The organism is Longimicrobiales bacterium, assembly GCA_029245345.1.
GTDB lineage: Bacteria > Gemmatimonadota > Gemmatimonadetes > Longimicrobiales > Gaopeijiaceae > CALFPJ01.
This window is the reverse complement of record JAQWPM010000024.1, coordinates 50,111-69,555: the sequence shown is the minus strand read 5'-3', so window position 1 is coordinate 69,555 and position 19,445 is coordinate 50,111. Positions and strand designations below refer to the sequence as shown.

Here is a 19,445-nt window from a genome sequence, read left to right as displayed (position 1 = left end):
GTCTCATCGGCTTAGAGATCTAGGGTGGAACCGAGCCAGGGCCGCTTCCGACGCGGAGGTGAGCATGCGGCTGAGCTCAGCGACGACCACTGAGAACAAGAGCAGGATGCCGAACTCAATCACCACCACCTCAAGCACGCCGCTCCGGAGTCGGCGTCGCGTCGAGTGTTCCCGAGTCACGTCGTTCATTTCAATGTCACGGGCGTCTCTTCCTCCTCGGCACCACCTAACGATCGACCCACCCGGAGTAGTTCTTCCAACTGAGCAGCAAGAGCCCGTCGATCACTGCGAGATTGACGATACGTAAGCATGAGGATCAAAAGTAACAGCGCGCTTCCAAACACCAGGAGCCCGAATAGCCAGAACTCGCCCTCAGATTCCGGAACGCCGATGAGGCTCCCGAGGGTCAGTGCACCTGCTACATAGGCCCCCAGTCCGAAACGACTGATACCCATCGAAGAGAGAGCGGAATGCGCGGCGTCGATCTCGCCCTGAAGCCGGACAATCTCTTCAGCTCTGCTGTCTTCCGTGGCCGGTAGATCCAAGGGGCTCTCCACGTATTTGTCTCGGGTTCAATAACGAGCCAAGGCGTTCCCGACGCGACGGTGAGAGTGACAGCTCTCACCGTAGTGTCCCGAGGGGCCAGGCCGTTGGTTGTCCACGGTAGTGCCGGCCCGGGGAAGCGCGCCAGCGCCGCCAGAGGCCCGAGCCGGAGCGCGGCGTTAAGCGGCGTCATCTCCAGGCGATCGCGTCGGATCCGCCTAGACGGAACGGCGACGTCCTAGAACCTAAATGATGAGGCCAACGGCATAGAGAGTCGCGCGCCCAAACACAACCGTGCGAGGGGCACGGCGTCATGTCACGCGCGTCCCTCTATAAAACCAAGAGGCCCTCACCGCCAAAGCGGAAAGGGCCTCTAAAACAATCAGCGAAGCACCAATACCCTGCTAGTACCCAGCGGCCTCCAGCGGCAACTCAGCCTCGACCGTCTCCGGATCCTGCATCGGCTGCCAAATCTGTATCGCCGGGAACGTGCTCAAGAACCACCGCACGGAACCAAGATACAGACCCAAGAACATGCACCCGATCAGCGGATGCCAGATCGTGAAGATCGGATCACCCTCATGCCACAGCGACGGAGCCACCATGCCGTACCGCTCCGTCCAGAGACCAACGACAATGATCCCCGTGAACGTGGCAAGAAGCTTCGGCTTCATCTTCGGCTTACGCCCAATCAGACCCACGAACGGAATGAAGAAGCAAAGCGACACGATCATCAGCCAGTACGGACCCCAGCTTGCTGGATCGGACCGTGTGATGATCCAAGCCTGCTCCCACGGCAGCTTACCGTACCAAATCACGATGTACTGCGAGAAGAACAGGTAGGCCCAGAAGACCGTGAACGCGAAGGCCAGCTTCCCGATGTCATGGCGCTGCTGCAGGCCAATGTGGTTCTTGAAGTCGGTGTGCTGGTTACGTAGGTACAGGCTCCAAAGTGCGGTACAAGCGATGCCGCCCCAGAATGCGCCCATGAAGAACCACGGACCAAACATCGTGCTGAACCAGTGCGGCTCGAGCGACATGGCCCAGTCGTATGAGAAGATGCTCATCACGATCGCGTAGATCAGAACAAACGCTGGAGCGATCGTCGTCATGCGCTTGTAACTGCTGACCTCTTCTTCCTCTTGCCCCATCCAGCCCTGCGTTAGGCGTACACGCCAGCTCGCACGACCCGGATCGTCCTCGTCCGCGCCTTCAGTCCGGCCCATGTCTGGGCGAATCGCCAGGTAGACGAAGTATGTCGCCATGCCGAAGAGAGCCAGCATACCGAACAAGTTTCGCGTCACCAGGAAGGGGATGTTCAGGTACGCTTCCTTCTGCGACACGACCGGGTCTACCCCCATCATGTCGATCCACGGGAAGTAGTTCTCCCGAAGCATGAGGAGCATCGGTAGTGCGAGCAGGAACGAAAACGGCAGGAAAGCCACGAACGACTGACTTACGCGCCGCATCGACCAGTTCCACTTGGACTTCACGATCCAAGTCGCCACCCCGAAGAGTACTCCGCCGATCGCGATGCTCGTGAAGAACAACCAGTTACTGACGTAGCTGATCCACGCCTGGTCAGGATCCTGACTGAGGCGAATCACAAAGGACACCAGACCGACAAGGAAGAGCACCCCAGCCATCATGGAGGCGTTCTTCGAACGCGGCAGGTACCGAACCGGTACCTCCGAAGGGATGTGAATGTGTGCCATTACTCGTCCCCTCCAGGCGGAGTATTACCCACCGGGGCATTTCCTTCTTCTCTCTGGAGCTGCCTCACGTAGTTCACGACACTCCACCTGTCCCACTCGGAGATCCGCGAGCCGTACTCGGGCATGAGCCCGCGTCCGACACGGATCATCGCGTAGATGTACTGGTCGCTGTACGACGCCACCTGCGCGCCGGAAACGTTGTAGGCCGGCAACACCGGGTGCTTGTCCGCGATGTACGCGTTGGCACCGACGCCGTCTGGGCCGTGACAGACGACGCAGTAGCGCATGTAGAGCTCTTCGCCCCGCGCCTGCGACGTCGCGTCATTCGGATCCATGGGGTTCACCAGACCCGCAACGATCGGCTGTCCCACACCTGGAACACCCAAGTCCAGCTGAGTGATCTTCGGCACAGCCACACCTTCCGGCTGTCCGATGTTCACCTCGCCCGGACGCGCCGGATAATTCCCCGAAGCGAACGAGATCGAACCCTCAGCCGGAGCCATCGGATGTTCGTACGGATCGAAAGAGCGCGAATCGCGCATCGACCGTCCGAAGATCATGACCAAGCCATCATCCAACGGCTTACAGCCAGCGAGCATCATCAGTGCGAGCGCTGCGACCATCGGCCGCCAGGCAGAAGATCTAAGCATCGTCTTCCCCCTCGCCCTCACGGAGCTCGATCGGCTCCTGAGCGTTCATGATCTTCCTTGCTTCGTCCACTCTGTCAGAACCGGCTTCGACGTACACGCCGTACCGTCCCGCGGTGAACTCGGGGTCGTAGACCACCGCCGGCTTTACATCCGGCAAGCGGCTAAGAATAAAGAGGCCGATCACGGTCGAGAGTGCTCCGAAGAGCACCGTCATCTCGAAGATGATCGGGACAAAAGCCGGTATGGAGACGATCGGCTTGCCGCCCACGATCAACGGCCAATCCACCGAGGTCCATGTCGTGAATGCTAGTCCGGTCGCGGCACCCGTAAGGCCACCTACCAACGTCCACACTCGAACGGGGCTCTGGCCGTAACCCAGGGCATCTTCGATGTGGTGCTCAGGATAAGGCGCATACGCCTTCACCTTGAAGCCAGCCTTTTTAAGCCCCTCGATCGCATCGACCGTGGAGTCCAAGTACTCGTATGAGGCTAGGAGTCCGGTACTCATCAGTGAGCCTCCTTCTGCTTACGCATGGGCGGCGGAAGGACCTCTTTGAGCTCCTGAATCGCAATGGGCGGCAGGAGCCTCGTGAACAACAGGAACCAGAAGCCGAACCAAGCGAAGCTTCCGACCATAATCATCATTTCGATCACCGAGGGACGGTACATACCCCAGGCAAACGGCTCATACTCGTGGTGCAGCGAAGTCACGACGATCACGAAACGCTCGAACCACATCCCGATGTTGATGAAGATGGAGATGACGAAGAGCGCGGGAATCGAATGCCGGACCCGCTTGAACCACAGCATGATCGGAACCATGCCGTTGCAGACCAGCATGATCCAGGTCGCCCACCAGTAGTCTCCGAAGAGACGGTTCCAGAACGCTGTGCGTTCGATTTCCTCACCCGAGTACCAGGCCATGAAGAACTCGGACATGTAGGCGTAGAGCACGATCATCGACGTGAGCAAGCAGAGCTTGGCCATCGCGTCGTAGTGCTTCGTGGTGAGATAGGCTTCGAGACCGAAGAACTTCCGCATGGGCACGGTGAGTGTGATCACCATCCCGACGCCGGAGAAGATCGCACCAGCCACGAAGTAGGGCGCGAAGATCGTCGCATGCCAACCGGGCACGATCGACATCGCGAAGTCCCAGGAAACGACGGAGTGCACCGAGAGCACAAGCGGAGTCGCGAGCGCGGCCAGGAAGATGTACGCCTTCCCGAAGTGGTGCCATTGACGGTCCGTGCCCTGCCAGCCGAGCGAAATCACCTGGTAAAGCTTCTTCCGCAGGCCGCCCGCCCGATCACGCGCAGCGGCGACATCGGGAATCGTACCGAGGTAGAAGAAGACCGCGGACACAGTGAAGTACGTCGTGACTGCAAAAACATCCCACACCAATGGTGACTTGAAGTTCGGCCACAGGAAGCGGGAGTTCGGATACGGAATGAGCCAGTACGCATGCCACAGGCGACCCACGTGGATCAGCGGGAAGAGTCCCGCCGTCATCACGGCAAAGACGGTCATCGCCTCGGCCGCTCGGTAGATCGATTGTCGCCACGGCGCTCGGAAGAGAAACAGAATGGCCGAAATCAGCGTGCCGGAGTGAGCGATACCGACCCAGAACACGAAGGTCGTGATGTATACGCCCCAACCGACCGGTGCGTTGAGGCCACTGACGCCGATGCCACGGTACATCTGCCAACCCCAAGCACCGAAGAACATCCCGATGCCTGCACCGCAGAGCGCGAGCATCATCCACCAAGCCTTACCGGGCGGTCCGGTGAGAGGCTTCAAGACATCGCGATTGACGTCGTCCAGCCGAGTGATGTCGGGGTGAGTCAGCGCGCCGCGAGCGGTCCGGTCTTTAGCCACGGTAGACATTATTCGTGCCCTCCCGTGATCTCGTGGAACGTCACCTTCTTCAGGTAGTTCACAGCCGGCTGTGTGTTGATGAGTTCGTCGAGGACGCGATACGTGCGCTCGCTAGAGACAACCTGCGAGACGCGGGAGTTCGGGTCGCGGATATTGCCGAAGACGATGGCTTCAGCCGGGCAGCTCTGCTGACACGCCGTGACGATCTCGCCGTCGTTGATCGGCCTGCCGTCCTCCAGAGCAGCGCGGTTCTCGGTTTCCCGGATCCGCTGAATGCACATGCTGCACTTTTCCATGATCCCGTTCGTACGAACGGTCACATCTGGGTTCCACTGCCAGTTCATCGGCTCAGGGACGTTCTCGTCCGTGTACCGATACCAGTTGTAGACGCGGACCTTGTACGGACAGTTGTTGGCGCAGTAGCGCGTACCCACGCAGCGGTTGTAGACCTGCGCGTTCACACCTTCCGGCGTGTGGTAGGTCGCGAACACCGGACAAACCGGCTCACACGGCGCGTTACCGCAGTGCTGACAGATCATGGGCAGGAAACGAACGTCGAGTTCGCCCGCCTGCGTCGCATCGACATGCTCGTAATAGCGCTCGATGCGCACCCAGTTCATATCGCGACCCATGAGGACCTGATCCTCACCGACCCACGGCACGTTGTTCTCAGCATGACAGGCCGTCACGCAAGCGGAGCAGCCTGTGCACTTGTCGAGATCGATGGCCATGGACCAACGCGGCTTCTCGTGAGCATCCGCGTATTCACCGTGATCCGTACCGGCCAGCGGGAACGCCTCAGGCGTACCGCCGTTTGCGTCGACCGGCACAAATCCACCAACACCTTGCAGCTCCATGAGCGGTCCGTGCCCGTCATCCTCATGGTCGCCCTCTTCGGCGTGCCCGAGGTCGGCGAGTGCAACCGCCGGCGCGATCGGGCGATCATGCTGATCGCTCGACCCTTCAATCGTTGCGATCCGGCGACGTTCGCCCGTCGGAGTCACGGTCACCGAGGTGACGAGTGTCACCTGAGCTCCGGACACCTGCTCCGACTCGGAGGGCAGGAGGTCCATCACGTTGACGCCGTTTCCGGTGGCCCAGCGGCCCATATCGGTATGACCGCCACCCATCGCGAGTGCGACGGCGTCCTCCCGGATGCCCGGGTAGAGCCATACCGGCACGTCCACCGAACCGTTGCCCGAAGCGACCGAGACGATGTCACCCTCACGAATGCCGCGCTGTTCCGCGGTGTGTGGGTTCATTTCGAGCCAGGAGTGCCACGTGATCTTGGAGACCGGATCAGGGAGTTCCTGCATCCACGGGCTGTTCGAGAACTCACCCGCACCGAACCGCGGCGACGGATGCACCATCAACATCAAGTCACCACCGCTGTCCATCGGCGGGGGATCGAAGCTCAACGCGGCGTCCGGCGCTTGCAGGGCCATGTCGCTACCCGTCGCCATGCCCATCGCCATATCGTGCTCGACCGCACCCGTGCGGAGCGCGTCAGCCCACAGGGTCTCGAAGTCGCCCATGGAGGCGTCGTGCATCTCCATGTGACCAGACCGGAGGTATTCGAAGAACGTCGCAGAGCCCAGGCCGTTGCCCAGCTGGTTCGCGACTGCGAGCAGCACATCCCCAGTCTGCTTGGAGTCGAAGTGCGGCACAGGCTGCATGACCGGCTGCTGAATCGCCATGACTCCATTGCGAGGCATCGAGTCCCCCCAAGCCTCCATGAAGTGGCGATCCGGCATGATCAGGTCGGCCATCGCGGCCGTTTCGTCCATCGCCGAGGCGAAGGAGACCTTGAAGCCGACCTGTGCAAAGGCCTCTGCGAAGCCAGACGCGGAAGGCATCGTGTATGCCGGGTTGGCTCCATGTACGATGGCCACTCCGACTTGGCCGGCAGCCATCGTGCTCACCGCAGACTCCATGTCCGCGTAGGAACTCGCCGCAGCCGTCACTCCAGCATCGTAATGGACCGTGCGGCCCACGTTGCCCGCGACGTGGTTCAGGATCATCACCGCGATGTGCGCTGCTGTAGCGCCGCGATGGTTGGCACCAGCACCTGGGCCCATGGCGAGCGTTGGGCCATCAGCCACGAAGCGCTCGGCCAACTCACGAATCGCGTCCTCACTGACTCCAGCGACTGAAGCAGCCGTGGTCGGCGTGTAGGAGCGAAGCACGTCCGCGTACGGACCCGCATCAGAAGCATCCCCAACAATGACCGAAGCCATGCCAAGCGCGACGGCTGCCTCCGTGCCCGGAACGATCGGGATCCACTCGTCGGCGTTGAGGCCGGTCGTGGACAGTCGCGCTCCGAGATAGACGAAGCGTCCTTTGGACTGATGATCGTCCACCGCACTCATCTTTGAGAGGCCCTTGTTATGGGCCACCGGGGACGAGCCGGACTCAATGAAGTCGTTGCCGAACGACACGAGCAGGCGAGCGTTCTCGATGTCGTAGCGCGGAAGCGCGCTGGAGCCGTAGGCCATGCGGGCAGCTTCCTGAAGCGCCGCGTCGGAAACCGCGTCGTACTCGACACGTGTACCACCTACGGCGGACACAAACTCGTCAATCAGGCGGTTCATGCTGGGGCCGGTGTTGCCCCCGATGTACATGGCGTTGCCCGCAGCGCGGAGCTTCGCCGCCAAGAGCTGTTCGGCTTCGGCCCACGTGCCCTGACGAAGGTTTTCACCTTCGCGGATCATCGGGCCAGCAAGGCGGTCCGGGTTATAAAGATGCTGGAGCGAAGCGTGGCCGCGGGAGCAGAGACCACCGGCGGATACCGGGTGGTTCGGGTTGCCCTCGACCTTTACCGCCTTGCCCTCTCGTGTACGCACCCACATGCCGCACTGCGCGGAGCAGCTGCCACACACGGTGGTGTACCACGTCGAGACGCCCGGCGTGATCTCTTCAGGAGCTACTACGTAAGGAAGGAGTTTCTCGACTTCGCTCGTGGAGCAACCAGAAGCTGCAACACCAGCGCTCGAAACACCGAGCACCTTGAGAAAATCCCGCCGTTTGATGCCGTCAGTCATAGTTGTTTTCAGCCTCAGTAGTGGCAGACGGCACAGTCCGTCGATGCCTGCTGGACACCGGTTTCTTCATCCGGCTGTCTGTGGCAATCGATGCACCATCCCATGTTGTCGCCGCCCCAAACCCGGTCCTGCCCCAAGAAGACTGCAGGGAGGCCTGTGCGCTGAGGCTCGAGCACTTCCATCGTCTGGACTTCGCCGTGGCACTCCTGGCACTGGAGACCGGCATTCACGTGTCTCATGTGCGGGAAGTGTGCGTGGTCCGAGATCTTGTAGATCCGAACCCACGGAATGGGCTCGCCTGCGTCCAGGTAGTCTTTGATCTTCGCGACTTCCTGTGGGTTGTTAGTCCCGGGGATGGCCTGATGGCAGCCCCAGCAGCTGGAGACCGAAGGAATTCCCGCATCAACCGAGCGCTCTGCCGAGAAATGGCAGAACTGGCAGTCCATGTTGTTCTGCCCCGGCTCACTGCCGGCATGCTGGTTATGCGGAAACGCGATGGGTTGGAAGTCCGAGAGTGTGGTCGGACTATCGACTCCTGCGCCGCCACCTTGGACGAACGCGAGGCCGGAGAGCGCTAGAACGCCCGCGAACCCGCCGATGAGCCAATGCTTTCTCATGTACGAAGCCTTGCTCCTGCACGAAGCAGTGCGCCAGTGAGGAGGCGCAGGAAGGAGCTTTTTCCTAGATCTGACACTCTGTGACAGCTTGGAACAAGCCCTGAAATTTCGGCCTGAAACTACCTGTACGCCCATGGTGGGGTCAAGGCGACCAGCCCCCCCACAGAATCCTTTTTATCCGCGCCGGTGTTATACTTTTGCACTTCGGCCGACCTGGACTCCAATCCATGAAAACGGTAGGGAACCGGAGCTCTCTCTGAACTCTCCCATGCCTGAAACAACCACGGCCGCGCCCACCCGCGAATCGAAGCCTTCGCTAGAGCTTCTGGACCACTTGGTTCGGGAGGTCGAGACCGTGTTCCACGGAAAGAAGGAAGTCATTCAGCTCGCGCTGGCTGCCCTTTTAGCCCGGGGACACATTCTCTTCGAGGACGTGCCCGGTGTGGGAAAAACCACGCTGGCTCACGCGCTCGCCAAGACGCTGGGCGTGGGCTTCCGCCGTATACAGTTCACGTCGGACCTACTGCCATCTGATGTCCTCGGCGTCTCGGTCTTCAACCCGAAGACGGCAGAATTCAACACTCGCCGGGGCCCCATCTTCACAAGCGTGGTGCTCGCCGACGAGATCAATCGTGCGCCCCCGCGTACGCAAAGCGGTCTGCTGGAAGCGATGCAGGAGGGCAGCGTCACCATCGACGACCACACGTACGAGCTGCCTCGCCCCTTCTTAGTGATCGCGACACAGAACCCGCTCGAACATCACGGCACCTATCCGCTTCCAGAAAGTCAGCTCGACCGCTTCCTGATGCGCATCACGATCGGGTATCCGGACATCGAGGCCGAAAAACGGATCCTGACGGAATCGGCTGCCACCACGCCGGTCTTCGAGCGACTCCGGACGGTGCTGTCACCTTCGCAGGTCTTGCAACTCCAAGCGCGAGTCGAAGATGTGGAGGTCGACGAGGCCATCCTCGATTACCTGATGAGCATCGTCGAGCGGACGAGAACCTCACCGCAGCTCCGGATGGGTGTCAGCCCCCGCGGCAACATCGCCCTGTTCAGGGCCGCGCGAGCCTTCGCACTCACTCAGGGCCGTACCTACCTGATCCCAGACGACGTCCGTGACCTCGTGATCCCGGTGCTCGCACATCGAATCATACCGACGGGCTCCACGGTATCCACCCTCAATTCGCACGAACAGGCCGCACGCATCCTTGAGTCGATTCTCGACGAGATCGAGGCTCCAGTTTGAGCCGAGCGGCCCTCCGCGGCCGCTCGAACACGTCCGGCTCCGCTTCCGGGCGTGAGGCCGTAGGCGCGCGCTCCATCGTGACGCGGCTGGTCACGCCCTTGGTGTGGCCTCGCGGCGTCTGGCGTCGGATCCGCTCTTGGAGGCGAATCAGCTTTACGTCAGGAGGCTTCGTCTTCACGGTCGGGACCTTCGCAGTCGGCTTCGCCGCCATGAACACCGGCAACAACCTTCTTTACTTGCTGCTCGGTTCCATGCTTGGCTTTATCGTCGTAAGCGGGTGGCTGTCCGAGAAGGCAATCTCCGGCCTACGCTTTCAACGTGTCACTCCGCACGCAGTGACGGTGGGTCAGCCAATGCGGCTCAAGTACCACGTCCACAACATCAAAACTCGACTGCCGAGTCTCGCCGTCGAAATCCATGAGGCGGGACTGCCCGAAAGTGCCTTCCTCGCCCACGTTGCCGCTAAGGGATCTGCTGAAGCGCGTTCTACCAACAGCTTCGTCCGCAGGGGCATTTACCCTCTCCGGGCCATTACGCTGTCGACGTGTTTTCCGTTTGGGATGTTCCTCAAGCAACGGGACATCGACCTGCCCGGAGAAGTCGTGGTATGGCCCAGGTCGGACCGGAACGTTCGGGCTCCGTCCCCGGACGGTGGAAAAGTGCCGCGCATGGGGGCCTCTGCGAAGGGCGCTTTAGGCCATCGGGGTGAGTACCGCACGCTGCGGCCCTACAGGCCCGGCGACGACCCCAAGGACATGAACTGGAAGGCGTTCGCACGGTCGGCTGAACCCGTGATCCGTGAATACGAGCGTGACGGTGCTGAGACGCGTTGGATTTGTCTGGACACAAGAGCGGAACCGGGGGATGCCGCGGAAGTCGCGGTAGAAGTCGCCGCATCGCTCGCTGCGAGCGCAGTAGCGGAAGCCCGGCCCTTCGCACTGGTCACTCCAGATGCAGTGATCGACCCCGGCGAGGGGCACGGCCAACTCGAACGTGTACTCGACGCGCTAGCTCGAGTCGACTTCGGCGTGGACGAGCACCTACCGTCTCCTCCCGTAGATCCGACAACCTGCATCCTGGTTTCAGTGGATGGCGCACCCGGGTTCGGTGACGTCATCGCCGTGGGTCGAGAGGCCCAGCTCGATGAACCGGAGATCGAGGACGAAGCCGCATGAGCCTCCGCCTCCTCCACCGCCGCCTCGCAGTGCTCATGAGCCTGACCGGCCTGGTAGCGTTCGCCGGCGGCGCTGGTTTCGAGCCCCTGTCCGCATTTCTCGCGCTCATCGCCTTGGGGACCGCACTGTTTTGGCACCCGGACACAGGTCTCTCGGACCGAATGGAGAAAATCTGGCTCCCATTGGCCACGCTCCTCGTCGTTCGCGCCCTCATCCATGTCTTCGTCATTCAGGACGACGTCGTCATCCCGGTCGTTGACCTTCTGCTCCTCCTCATGACGGCAGAGGCGTTGCGCTCGCTCGACGCACCCAACGACATCCGACTGTACGCATTGTCCTTCGCGCTGATCCTCGCGTCCACGGCATATCGACCCGGGATCCTTTTCTTGGTGGCATTCATCACCTACGTGGGCCTCTCGACGCTCGCACTCATGGTCGGGCACCTTCGCAGGAAAGCGGAGGAGCACAACGTCCGAGAGGTCCCCCTGGATCGAGACCTCATCATCACAACTGGGGTTCTGGCCGGCGTCATCTTGCTCGTGTCGCTGGTCGTGTTCGTCTCGGTCCCCCGCGTATCACAAGGCTGGGCTGGGCGCGGCGAGACACTCGCCACCTCGATTGCGGGGTTCAGCGACGAGATATCCTTGGGTCAGTTCGGGTCCACGATTCTCGCCAATCCGGAAATTGTCCTCCGCGTGGAGTTCCCGAACGGCGAACCCGAACAGCTATCCGACCTGAGATGGCGTGGCCGTTCGTACGATCGATTCGACGGAGTCCGTTGGACACGATCAGGGCGAATACCGCCATCCTCTGCCCCACGTACCTGGTACCGAAGACGGTGGCCGAACGAAACGATCGAGCAGAGAATTTTCGGCGCACCACTCGACGTGCGTGTGCTGTTCGCGCTCCCCCCCGCTCTCCACATCGACTCGGACAACGGTGTCCAGGCCTTGGAGGACAACTCCGGCGACTGGGTGTACTGGGGCTCCGGCCCACCCGTCTACACCGCACTCTCGCTCACGAGCAGCCCACCTGCGGATTCCCTGCGCATCGAACGGAGCGGCTACGCGCCGAGCAGTCGCTTCTTCCTGCAGACGCCCAACTCGATCGATCCCCGCATCGCGGCACTGGCCGATTCGCTGACCGCGGGTATCGACAACCGCTATGACAAGGCCATGGCCGTTCAGCGCTGGCTGCAGACATTCACGTACACACGAGATCTTCCGGCCACGGCCCGCGAGGCGACGCTCGAACACTTCCTCTTCGACCGGCAGGCAGGACACTGCGAGTACTTCAGCTCAGCCATGACGATCATGCTCCGCACGCTCGGTATTCAGGCGCGGAACGTGAATGGCTTCCTGGGAGGCAACTGGAGTCAGTTCGGAGACTACCTCGTCGTGACGCAGAATTCTGCTCACTCATGGGTCGAGGTTTGGTTTCCGGACTTCGGGTGGGTGACGTTTGACCCTACCCCCGCTGGCGCCGGCTCGAGCGAAGGCCTGAACATGTTCTGGCCAGGCCGCATCTTCTTCGACGGCCTTCAGCACCGCTGGAGCAAGTGGGTCCTGGACTACAGCGTTGAAGACCAGTCGGAGCTTCTCGCTCAGTGGGCGAATCTGTTCGGCGAACGTGAAGACCCCGCATCTGCCAGCACAGGTGAGGACACGAGGACCAATCCGCTAGGTGCCCTGCTTCTGGTAGCGTTGCTCGTGGGCGGGTACTTCTGGGCGCGCGGTGGCGGGCCGCCCATGCCGCCCGAGACCAAGGCGTACATCGCATTGCGCGAAAACTGCGCGCGAGCGGGACTCTCGATCACGCCGGGGCTGACGCCCTTGGCCTTGGTGGCACGCGTCCGAGAAGAACGGTCCTCTGCGGCTCGGGCAGCGGAGCGAATCGTCGACCTGTACCTACGATCCCGGTACGGGCGCGAGGTCCTCAGTGAGTCCGACCTCCGCGAAGTGCACGAAGCGCTGGGTGTGGCGAGAAAGACGCTTAAGGCGAGAGCGTGACTGGAACCTCTTCCTTCTGTATCGTCCAAGCATGACGAACAGTCAAAGTCCTGCCCCCGGCCTCCACATCGCGACAATCGCGCACGCGGGTCGTATATGGGACGCCTACCTCGAGTTCGACGACGACCCCCACCGACCGAACGTCTATCGCGGCCGAGTCCGCTTCGACCCGGCTGATTCCACTGATTTCGAGGATCCCAAGCCCCGCACGACTGTGATCATCATCGAAGAGAGCTACGAGGAAGCCGTGGCGAAGGCCCGGCGCTTCGACGAACGGTCGCTCGAAGGCCTTCTCCGGTCAGCACTCCCCGACGGTTCGGCCGCCTAGCTGCCGGGACTCCTGTGATCATGATGAGACCTCATCCTGTCCTCGCGGCACTATCCCTGTTCGCGTCAACAGCGTGTGGCGGATCCAGCAACCCCATCGAACGCGCCGCGAACCAGATGTCCGCAACGCAGTTCATACAGCCCTACGACATGCCTGCGGTGACGCTGACCGACCAGGACGGCGAGGCATTCGACCTCCGGCTCGATACGCGCGATCAAATCACTGTCCTCTTCTTCGGATACACGAGCTGCCCAGACATCTGCCCGATCACAATGGCAAGTGTTGCCCGGGCCGTGAGCCTGCTCGAGCCTGAGATACGGTCCCACGTCGGTGTGCTGTTCGTCTCGCTCGATGCGAACCGCGACGACCCGGGTCGCGTGAAGGAATGGCTTAGCACGTTCGACCCTGCCTTCGTGGGCGTAACGGGCACCCAGGAGCAGTTGGATCAGACGCTGGAAGGACTGGGGTTTGTCATGCCGCCGTACGAGATCCCGGCAGAAGGCTTCTACGAGGTCCCACACCCAGCGTCGCTCTTCGTGTTCACCCCCGAGCGCTTAGGGCGTTTCGGTCTGGGCCATGAGACGACACCTGAACAGATCGCCCAAGACCTCACCGTGCTGAGCCAAGCCTGGTGGCAAGACGGAGCCTGACCGCTGCCCTGCTGGTGGCCGTCGCCGCGTGCGGTGATGCTGAGCCAGAGGGCCCAGTAGGTGGAGCGCCCCTAGCACCTCGTGACGTTGAAGTCACCGCGGCACGAGTGCTGGCCCCGTCGAGTCCCGAGCGAACCGCGCTCTACGCAGACGTCGCAAATCCTGGCTCGATGCCCGACACGCTGATCTCCATCTCCTCACCAGCGGCTGAAGAATCCTCCCTGCACGAGATGGCCATTGAGGGCGGTATGATGCGCATGTCGCCAATCGAGTATCTGGTGATCCCCGTCGGATCTACCGTTTCGTTGGCACCTGGAGGATTGCACGGAATGCTGGAGGGCCTCACTTCCGCCTTAGCCGTGGGAGACTCCGTCGAGGTGACTTTGTTATTCGCGAAAGCCGGGTCCCAAACCGTCTGGGCGACGGTTCAAGACCCGGCTAACGCACGCGACTGATCCCGCTAGATCGGCAAGGACGGATGCAGCGCCGGCCCTACGCTTCTCTGACCCAACGCCACAGTTCGGGCAGCGTCGGCCGCTTTCCTGCCATCAGAATGCCGACCTTGTAGATTCGGCCGGCCAACCAAGCAATCGCGAAAACCGTGATCGTCATCAGGACAAAGGACAGACCGACCTGCCACGCGGGTACGCCGCCGCCGGCCACTCGCGCCCACATGAGAATCGGCGAGAAGATCGGGATCAGCGACAACGTCGTGGCGAGCGTCGACATGGGATCCTGAATGACCTGCATCACGAAAATGATGGGGACGATCAGCAACATGATCACTGGGAACTGCGCCTGTTGAGCTTCTTCATCTGAGTTGCACATGGCGCCAACCGCCGCATACAGCCCGGAGAACATGAAGAAGCCGAGAATGAAGAAGCACAGGAAGAGCCCCAGCATTCCGAGCCCTGGGAGAACCTCCTTGATGCTCTCCAGCCCTACCATTTCCGGTCGAGCCGCCACTAAGGCAGGAATCCCCGCCCCGGCAAGCAACGCCCCCGATGCGAGCCAAACTGCCATCTGAGTAAGGCCCACCGCACCCACGCCGACGATCTTCCCGAGCATGAGGTGCCACGGCTTCATCGATGAGATGATGACCTCGACGACCCGGTTGGTTTTTTCTTCGAGCGTCGCGCGCATAACCGCGACCGAATAGAGAAGGATGACCATATAGAGGAAGAACGCGCCGATGTATGCCACAAAAAATGCAGGCTCGTTCTCATTGGCCCCCTCATCCGACAGCATCTCGATGTTCAGCCCACCACCCTGCAGCATCACGTCTGCGTCGACGCCCCGCTGGGTGAGCTGATACTCGAGCGCCGACCGAGTCACCGCGCTTTGCAGCGAGAGGCTTCGGATGGATGACGGCCGGTCCGTTACGTAGAACGTGGCGTCACCCGTCTCGAGAGTCAGATCGTCCATCATCAGGAAACCGCCGAGGTCACCCTCCGTGGTGCGTTGGCGGAGCTCCGTCTGGATGTCGACATTCCACTCTTCCTCCCGCACGTCGTACCCAGCCGCCTCGAAGCGCGGGGCGACTCGGTCGTACAAAACGCCAGTGCCATCTACGATGGCGACGATCCGAGAGTCGCTCTCGTTTTGCACCATAAAATACGCAGGGAGCACGGTGATCCCGATCATGAAGATCGGGCCACCAATCGTCGCAATGACGAACCACTTGGAGCGGACGCGTTGTAAGTACTCGCGCCGAATCACTGCCCAGACGTTGCTCATGACACACCTCCCGGGTGAGCACCTGCCGGCATTCCAGCGTCTCCGACCGAGCCAGCACCCGCGTGACGTACAAAGATCTCGTGGAGCTTTGGCTCGACCAGATCGAAGCGAAGAATGCGAGCCTCCGAGTCGACGCCACGTTTCAGGATCGCCTGATAATCCGCCCCATCCCTGAGAATGAGGTGCAAGCCGTTGTCGATCTCTTCCGTGTGATCGACTTCAGGGCCCCTGATCCAATCGTCGGGGCCCTCGAACTCAACGGCTACGATGCCTTTCCTTTCTGAGGCCTTCAGAGCCTTCAGGTCGGCGTCGAGCACTTTCTTAGCGTTCGAGATGAGGCAGACGCGTTCGCAAAGCTGTTCGGCTTGATGCATGAGGTGCGTGGAGAATAGGATCGTGGTCCCCTTCGCATGAAAGTCCCGCACGATCTCCTCGAGCACATCTTGGTTGATGGGATCGAGTCCACTGAAGGGCTCGTCCAGAATCAGCAGTTCCGGATCGTGCAGAACCGTCCCAATGAACTGGACTTTCTGCTGCATACCCTTGGACAGATCGTCGGCTCTCTTGTCACCCCACGCGCTGAGGCCAAGTCGCTCGAGCCAGACACCAGCCTTCTTGCGGCCCTCCGACCTTTTCACACCGCGGATCTCAGCGAAGAAGGTCAACAACTCGATGACCCTCATCTTCTTGTAGATGCCGCGCTCCTCCGGCAGGTACCCGACCTTTTCCCGACGAGTCTTATCTGGATCTTCACCAAACAAGCTTACCGAGCCCTCATCTGGGTTCAGGATTCCCATGATCATGCGAATGCTGGTCGTCTTACCGGATCCGTTCGGCCCAAGTAGGCCGCAGATGACCCCACGGGGCACCTCAAAATCGAATCCAGACACTGCCGTGTGCTTCCCGAAGCGTTTTGTGACGCCCTCGAGCCGAATGGCGTATCCGTTGTCGCTCATGCAGTACGCTCTGTAAAAAGGGGAGAAACCATGCCATTACAGCTCCAATAAGGTACTCCCGCACTACGGAATTCGGTGCAAGTGTCTTCACCATCCGGACATCCGTACAAAAGAGCGCGTACTTTGCTTACCTTATTCGGCTCTATATCGCTACACAGGAGGCTGAATGGCCATCTATCGGACACTCTACTACACAGACGTTTCAGTCGGCGTCGGTGGGCGTGTTACGATCCCGCAGAACATGCGGGAGGATCTCGGCATCGACGAGGGCAATTCCCTCACGGTCCGGGTCGAGGAAAATCCAAAGGGTGGTCGTCAGATGGTTATCTGGCGCGCCGAACAACAGCCCGACGATCAAGACTAGATCCAGCAGTTCTAACTACTGAGATCGATGTAGCGAACAAGGTCCCTGAGAGGACCGCCCCCATCGTGGTGCCACCATGCAGGCGGAAACGGCACCTGAGCGAAGGGTACCACCCTCGAGGCGCCCAAGCGCCCGAGTCGTTCTGCCAAACCGTCCAGCTTCTCGCCTAACCCGGCGACACCCACCGTTTGAAGGTGAGCGGCTACGGGCTCGAGAAGGGCAGGCAGGTCCTGTGCCGACAAAATCGGGCGGACACGGACGACGCGCCCCACGCACGCCGAGGACAACTGGGCGTCCGGATCGAAGATCACGGTCCAAGAAGCGGTACCTCCGTGGGTGCACTCCACCCCCGAGCCTGCCGCACGCATCATCTCTGCTGTGCCCCTCAACTGTTGCAGTGTTGAGGCCTCAGCGGCATCGAGTGCTCCTCCGGGAAGGTCGTCCTCGAGTGCTTCGAATGAGACCGCAAGCGCATCGGCAAACGCCGCCGGACTCATCTCGCCGCCCTCTTCGACGAACACGACCTGCGGCGAAACACAGCCTCTCTGATCGAAGACGGCTACCGCACGCGCTAGGTCGTCCGTCGTAGTCGACACGGCAGCGGGCCCAAGTGCCCCCCGGCCCACAACCCCAATACTTGTCCGGTGATGGTACGCCCGGAAGCGGGTCGAAACCGGAACACGAGCACGCAGTGCTGCCACCGTGTCGTCTCCTCCATATGCGGTGACCATCTCAGCCCGACCGAGCACGATGTCCTCGCTCGAAACGCTGCCCCCCGGCCAATACACAACTGCGACCGCGTCTGCGAGAGCCGCATCGGCCTCCCGCAGGGCACGGACGAACAGCACAGGGAGCACGACGTCCCCAAGCCCAGGCTTCACGAGCGTGGGGCTCTTCACCAGAAGCGCTCGGATTAAAGCGTTCACACTCACTCCTGGGACGCTCCCACTCACGAACTGGGCGGTGAGGCGAGGGCCGACCGGCATCGACCGCTGCCCCCTGCCCTCGGTGAACTCGTCCAGCATCCCGGGCGCGCCGAACTCCTCCCCAAGCAACGCAGCGAGACGAGCCGGGGTCCAGTCGGCAGCCATGCCGTCCAGAATCGTCTCAGCCATCTCGGCCGAGACACCTGCGGTACCAGGCAACAACCTGAGAGCTTCCTCGCGGATGGGGTCGCCGGGGCTCATAAAACGAAATCCGACAGCACCAAGAAGTTCCGCGATCCCTTCAGCCGAACGCCGCACCAAACTCGAGCGAGAGACTTCGAGGGCATCCACGACACTCGCAATCCAGTCCGGCGCTCCCGCAGGGTACTCGACCCGGATGTCTCCGTCTTCTCCCGCACCTCGTCCGCCGTCGAGCGAGACGGTGGACAGCACGGCCGCCTGGACCGACGAAGGCAGTGCCCAAGCTGAGAACGGCCGACTCACCGCGCCACCGCCATCAGCTCATCCATGGCCCTGGAACAACCCCGAGGCTCTGCTCCAGCAGCTCGGCCCTCCAGGAACACACGGCCGTCCCGAACGGCCCCGAAGTCCTCCGTGAGGATGTGAGCGACGGACCCGGCATTCGCGAGATCAAAGAAGGTCAGAAGACCAGCCTCGCCTTCCGGCAGCTCACGGAGGGTGGTCGGGTCGACGGCGCGCACTTGGAGCCAAGGCGGCGCTATGTGACCGCATCCCAGCGATTCACCGGTCAGGACCGGCTCGTACAGCTGGGACAACAATTCCGTCATGCCGTACTCGTTGACGATACGCTCGACAGGCACCGATGTCGCTCGTGACATCGCCTCGTACAGCTCGTCCCGCGGAACTGCGCGCCCGCGACCCTTGAAGCCCCCCGTCTCCATGATGCGGCTTCCTTGTGGGAGCGGTCCAAGGCAGACATCCGAATGCTCCATCACGTTCATAAAAGCGAAGGCGGTCCCGAGCATCAAAACAGCTTCCGCGGCGGCCTGCGCGTCCGCGAGTGCGGCCGCGAGGACCCCATGGTCGACCACCCCGGACCCGTCCACGACGTAGTCGGTCCGGCTCGCGAAGCGCCTCGCGGCGGCGCCCACCATGTAGGATAGCGACGAGCCCCGTGCATCCTCCGGGTCAGGAATCAACGAGATAAAACGGAGCGACTTCCCTTCCGGCATGAGATGCGCTGAAAAACATGGGAGTAGGGAGGCCTCATACAGTGACACCCTGGGAATCAGATGTCGGCCGCGAAGCCCCAGGTCGGACGTGGTTCCGCTCGTCTGGAACGTCGCCTCGGCAGGCGATGCGGACAGGAGATCCAGATGCTTGAAAGCGCGGGTCGGAACTGCCGGAATCTCTCTCCAGTCGTCGACAGAAGCACTGGTGACCCCCCGGCCCTCGCAGAAGCCCCGGTACACCACATTCGAGGTGAACTGCACTTCGAAGACCTCGAGGGCCAAAGCCCCGAACTCCTCGTCAGTCCACGCCTGGTCCGGGGCCCGGCCAAATAGCACCTCGAGCCGCGCCGCAAGGGAGTGGAATGCAGTTTGGTCCCTCTCTTCTAAAATCAT

The 19,445-nt window shown here is 61.5% G+C and carries 19 protein-coding genes; 7 read left to right on the top strand and 12 right to left on the bottom strand.

Going from position 1 to position 19,445, the window contains the following annotated elements; genetic code table 11:
• Nucleotides 1-3: 3 nt before the first annotated feature.
• From P8L30_15425 to P8L30_15390, 8 genes are all read right to left on the bottom strand, one after another.
• Entirely contained in the window at nucleotides 4-189 is a 186-nt protein-coding gene (locus P8L30_15425) for a hypothetical protein (protein ID MDG2241596.1), read from the bottom strand.
• Complete coding sequence (locus P8L30_15420) at nucleotides 186-545, bottom strand: hypothetical protein (protein ID MDG2241595.1); 360 nt, start codon at nucleotides 543-545, stop codon at nucleotides 186-188. Before P8L30_15420 ends, P8L30_15425 begins: the two co-directional genes overlap by 4 nt.
• Before the next feature lie 402 nt (nucleotides 546-947).
• Nucleotides 948-2,258: a hypothetical protein gene (locus tag P8L30_15415; GenBank protein MDG2241594.1), complete on the bottom strand. Its 1,311-nt coding sequence runs from the start codon at nucleotides 2,256-2,258 to the stop codon at nucleotides 948-950.
• A complete protein-coding gene (locus P8L30_15410) occupies nucleotides 2,258-2,908 on the bottom strand; it encodes a cytochrome c (protein ID MDG2241593.1) in 651 nt (216 codons plus the stop codon). The genes P8L30_15415 and P8L30_15410 overlap by 1 nt, the downstream gene beginning before the upstream one ends.
• On the bottom strand, nucleotides 2,901-3,416 hold the full coding sequence (locus P8L30_15405) for a DUF3341 domain-containing protein (protein MDG2241592.1): 516 nt from the start codon (nucleotides 3,414-3,416) through the stop codon (nucleotides 2,901-2,903). The genes P8L30_15410 and P8L30_15405 overlap by 8 nt, the downstream gene beginning before the upstream one ends.
• Nucleotides 3,416-4,792, bottom strand: a complete 1,377-nt coding sequence (nrfD, locus tag P8L30_15400; protein ID MDG2241591.1) for a polysulfide reductase NrfD — start codon at nucleotides 4,790-4,792, stop codon at nucleotides 3,416-3,418. Before nrfD ends, P8L30_15405 begins: the two co-directional genes overlap by 1 nt.
• Nucleotides 4,792-7,824 (bottom strand): molybdopterin-dependent oxidoreductase, encoded by a 3,033-nt coding sequence (locus P8L30_15395; protein MDG2241590.1) that lies wholly within the window; start codon nucleotides 7,822-7,824, stop codon nucleotides 4,792-4,794. The genes nrfD and P8L30_15395 overlap by 1 nt, the downstream gene beginning before the upstream one ends.
• 14 nt (nucleotides 7,825-7,838) lie before the next feature.
• Nucleotides 7,839-8,441 carry a cytochrome c3 family protein gene (locus tag P8L30_15390; GenBank protein MDG2241589.1) on the bottom strand — a complete coding sequence of 201 codons (603 nt, stop codon included), beginning with the start codon at nucleotides 8,439-8,441 and terminating at the stop codon, nucleotides 7,839-7,841.
• Between the two features lie 268 nt (nucleotides 8,442-8,709).
• On the opposite strand from P8L30_15390, the gene P8L30_15385 reads away from it, so the two are divergent.
• From P8L30_15385 to P8L30_15360, 6 genes are read left to right on the top strand one after another with little or no spacing between them, the layout of a single operon-like run.
• Nucleotides 8,710-9,693 carry an AAA family ATPase gene (locus P8L30_15385; GenBank protein MDG2241588.1) on the top strand — a complete coding sequence of 328 codons (984 nt, stop codon included), beginning with the start codon at nucleotides 8,710-8,712 and terminating at the stop codon, nucleotides 9,691-9,693.
• The gene (locus P8L30_15380; protein MDG2241587.1) at nucleotides 9,690-10,868 is read left to right on the top strand and encodes a DUF58 domain-containing protein; all 1,179 of its coding nucleotides are present in this window, start codon (nucleotides 9,690-9,692) and stop codon (nucleotides 10,866-10,868) included. The genes P8L30_15385 and P8L30_15380 overlap by 4 nt, the downstream gene beginning before the upstream one ends.
• The gene (locus P8L30_15375; GenBank protein ID MDG2241586.1) at nucleotides 10,865-12,877 is read left to right on the top strand and encodes a transglutaminaseTgpA domain-containing protein; all 2,013 of its coding nucleotides are present in this window, start codon (nucleotides 10,865-10,867) and stop codon (nucleotides 12,875-12,877) included. Before P8L30_15380 ends, P8L30_15375 begins: the two co-directional genes overlap by 4 nt.
• 31 nt (nucleotides 12,878-12,908) lie before the next feature.
• Nucleotides 12,909-13,205, top strand: a complete 297-nt coding sequence (locus tag P8L30_15370) for a hypothetical protein (GenBank protein MDG2241585.1) — start codon at nucleotides 12,909-12,911, stop codon at nucleotides 13,203-13,205.
• A 20-nt stretch (nucleotides 13,206-13,225) separates the two neighbouring features.
• Complete coding sequence (locus P8L30_15365; GenBank protein ID MDG2241584.1) at nucleotides 13,226-13,855, top strand: SCO family protein; 630 nt, start codon at nucleotides 13,226-13,228, stop codon at nucleotides 13,853-13,855.
• Nucleotides 13,837-14,310: a copper chaperone PCu(A)C gene (locus tag P8L30_15360; GenBank protein ID MDG2241583.1), complete on the top strand. Its 474-nt coding sequence runs from the start codon at nucleotides 13,837-13,839 to the stop codon at nucleotides 14,308-14,310. Before P8L30_15365 ends, P8L30_15360 begins: the two co-directional genes overlap by 19 nt.
• 37 nt (nucleotides 14,311-14,347) lie before the next feature.
• On the opposite strand, the gene P8L30_15355 is transcribed toward P8L30_15360, so the two are convergent.
• Together P8L30_15355 and P8L30_15350 are read right to left on the bottom strand one after the other, a co-directional pair.
• On the bottom strand, nucleotides 14,348-15,592 hold the full coding sequence (locus P8L30_15355; GenBank protein ID MDG2241582.1) for an ABC transporter permease: 1,245 nt from the start codon (nucleotides 15,590-15,592) through the stop codon (nucleotides 14,348-14,350).
• Nucleotides 15,589-16,548 (bottom strand): ATP-binding cassette domain-containing protein, encoded by a 960-nt coding sequence (locus P8L30_15350; GenBank protein ID MDG2241581.1) that lies wholly within the window; start codon nucleotides 16,546-16,548, stop codon nucleotides 15,589-15,591. Before P8L30_15350 ends, P8L30_15355 begins: the two co-directional genes overlap by 4 nt.
• A 166-nt stretch (nucleotides 16,549-16,714) precedes the next feature.
• On the opposite strand from P8L30_15350, the gene P8L30_15345 reads away from it, so the two are divergent.
• Entirely contained in the window at nucleotides 16,715-16,912 is a 198-nt protein-coding gene (locus P8L30_15345; protein MDG2241580.1) for an AbrB/MazE/SpoVT family DNA-binding domain-containing protein, read from the top strand.
• An 11-nt stretch (nucleotides 16,913-16,923) separates the two neighbouring features.
• Here the strand turns inward: P8L30_15345 and P8L30_15340 are convergent, their stop codons facing one another.
• Both P8L30_15340 and P8L30_15335 read right to left on the bottom strand, forming a co-directional pair.
• Entirely contained in the window at nucleotides 16,924-18,342 is a 1,419-nt protein-coding gene (locus P8L30_15340; protein ID MDG2241579.1) for an acyl-CoA reductase, read from the bottom strand.
• Nucleotides 18,339-19,445, bottom strand: coding sequence for a hypothetical protein (locus tag P8L30_15335; protein MDG2241578.1), 1,107 nt, complete (start codon nucleotides 19,443-19,445; stop codon nucleotides 18,339-18,341). The genes P8L30_15340 and P8L30_15335 overlap by 4 nt, the downstream gene beginning before the upstream one ends.

Coding starts and splice junctions, on each gene's coding strand:
- P8L30_15425 (MDG2241596.1), bottom strand. CDS start 189: ATGAACGACGTGACTCGGGAACACTCGACGCGACGCCGACTCCGGAGC.
- P8L30_15415 (MDG2241594.1), bottom strand. CDS start 2,258: ATGGCACACATTCACATCCCTTCGGAGGTACCGGTTCGGTACCTGCCG.
- P8L30_15410 (MDG2241593.1), bottom strand. CDS start 2,908: ATGCTTAGATCTTCTGCCTGGCGGCCGATGGTCGCAGCGCTCGCACTG.
- P8L30_15405 (MDG2241592.1), bottom strand. CDS start 3,416: ATGAGTACCGGACTCCTAGCCTCATACGAGTACTTGGACTCCACGGTC.
- nrfD (MDG2241591.1), bottom strand. CDS start 4,792: ATGTCTACCGTGGCTAAAGACCGGACCGCTCGCGGCGCGCTGACTCAC.
- P8L30_15395 (MDG2241590.1), bottom strand. CDS start 7,824: ATGACTGACGGCATCAAACGGCGGGATTTTCTCAAGGTGCTCGGTGTT.
- P8L30_15390 (MDG2241589.1), bottom strand. CDS start 8,441: ATGAGAAAGCATTGGCTCATCGGCGGGTTCGCGGGCGTTCTAGCGCTC.
- P8L30_15385 (MDG2241588.1), top strand. CDS start 8,710: ATGCCTGAAACAACCACGGCCGCGCCCACCCGCGAATCGAAGCCTTCG.
- P8L30_15375 (MDG2241586.1), top strand. CDS start 10,865: ATGAGCCTCCGCCTCCTCCACCGCCGCCTCGCAGTGCTCATGAGCCTG.
- P8L30_15370 (MDG2241585.1), top strand. CDS start 12,909: ATGACGAACAGTCAAAGTCCTGCCCCCGGCCTCCACATCGCGACAATC.
- P8L30_15365 (MDG2241584.1), top strand. CDS start 13,226: ATGATGAGACCTCATCCTGTCCTCGCGGCACTATCCCTGTTCGCGTCA.
- P8L30_15355 (MDG2241582.1), bottom strand. CDS start 15,592: ATGAGCAACGTCTGGGCAGTGATTCGGCGCGAGTACTTACAACGCGTC.
- P8L30_15350 (MDG2241581.1), bottom strand. CDS start 16,548: ATGAGCGACAACGGATACGCCATTCGGCTCGAGGGCGTCACAAAACGC.
- P8L30_15345 (MDG2241580.1), top strand. CDS start 16,715: ATGGCCATCTATCGGACACTCTACTACACAGACGTTTCAGTCGGCGTC.
- P8L30_15335 (MDG2241578.1), bottom strand. CDS start 19,445: ATGATTTTAGAAGAGAGGGACCAAACTGCATTCCACTCCCTTGCGGCG.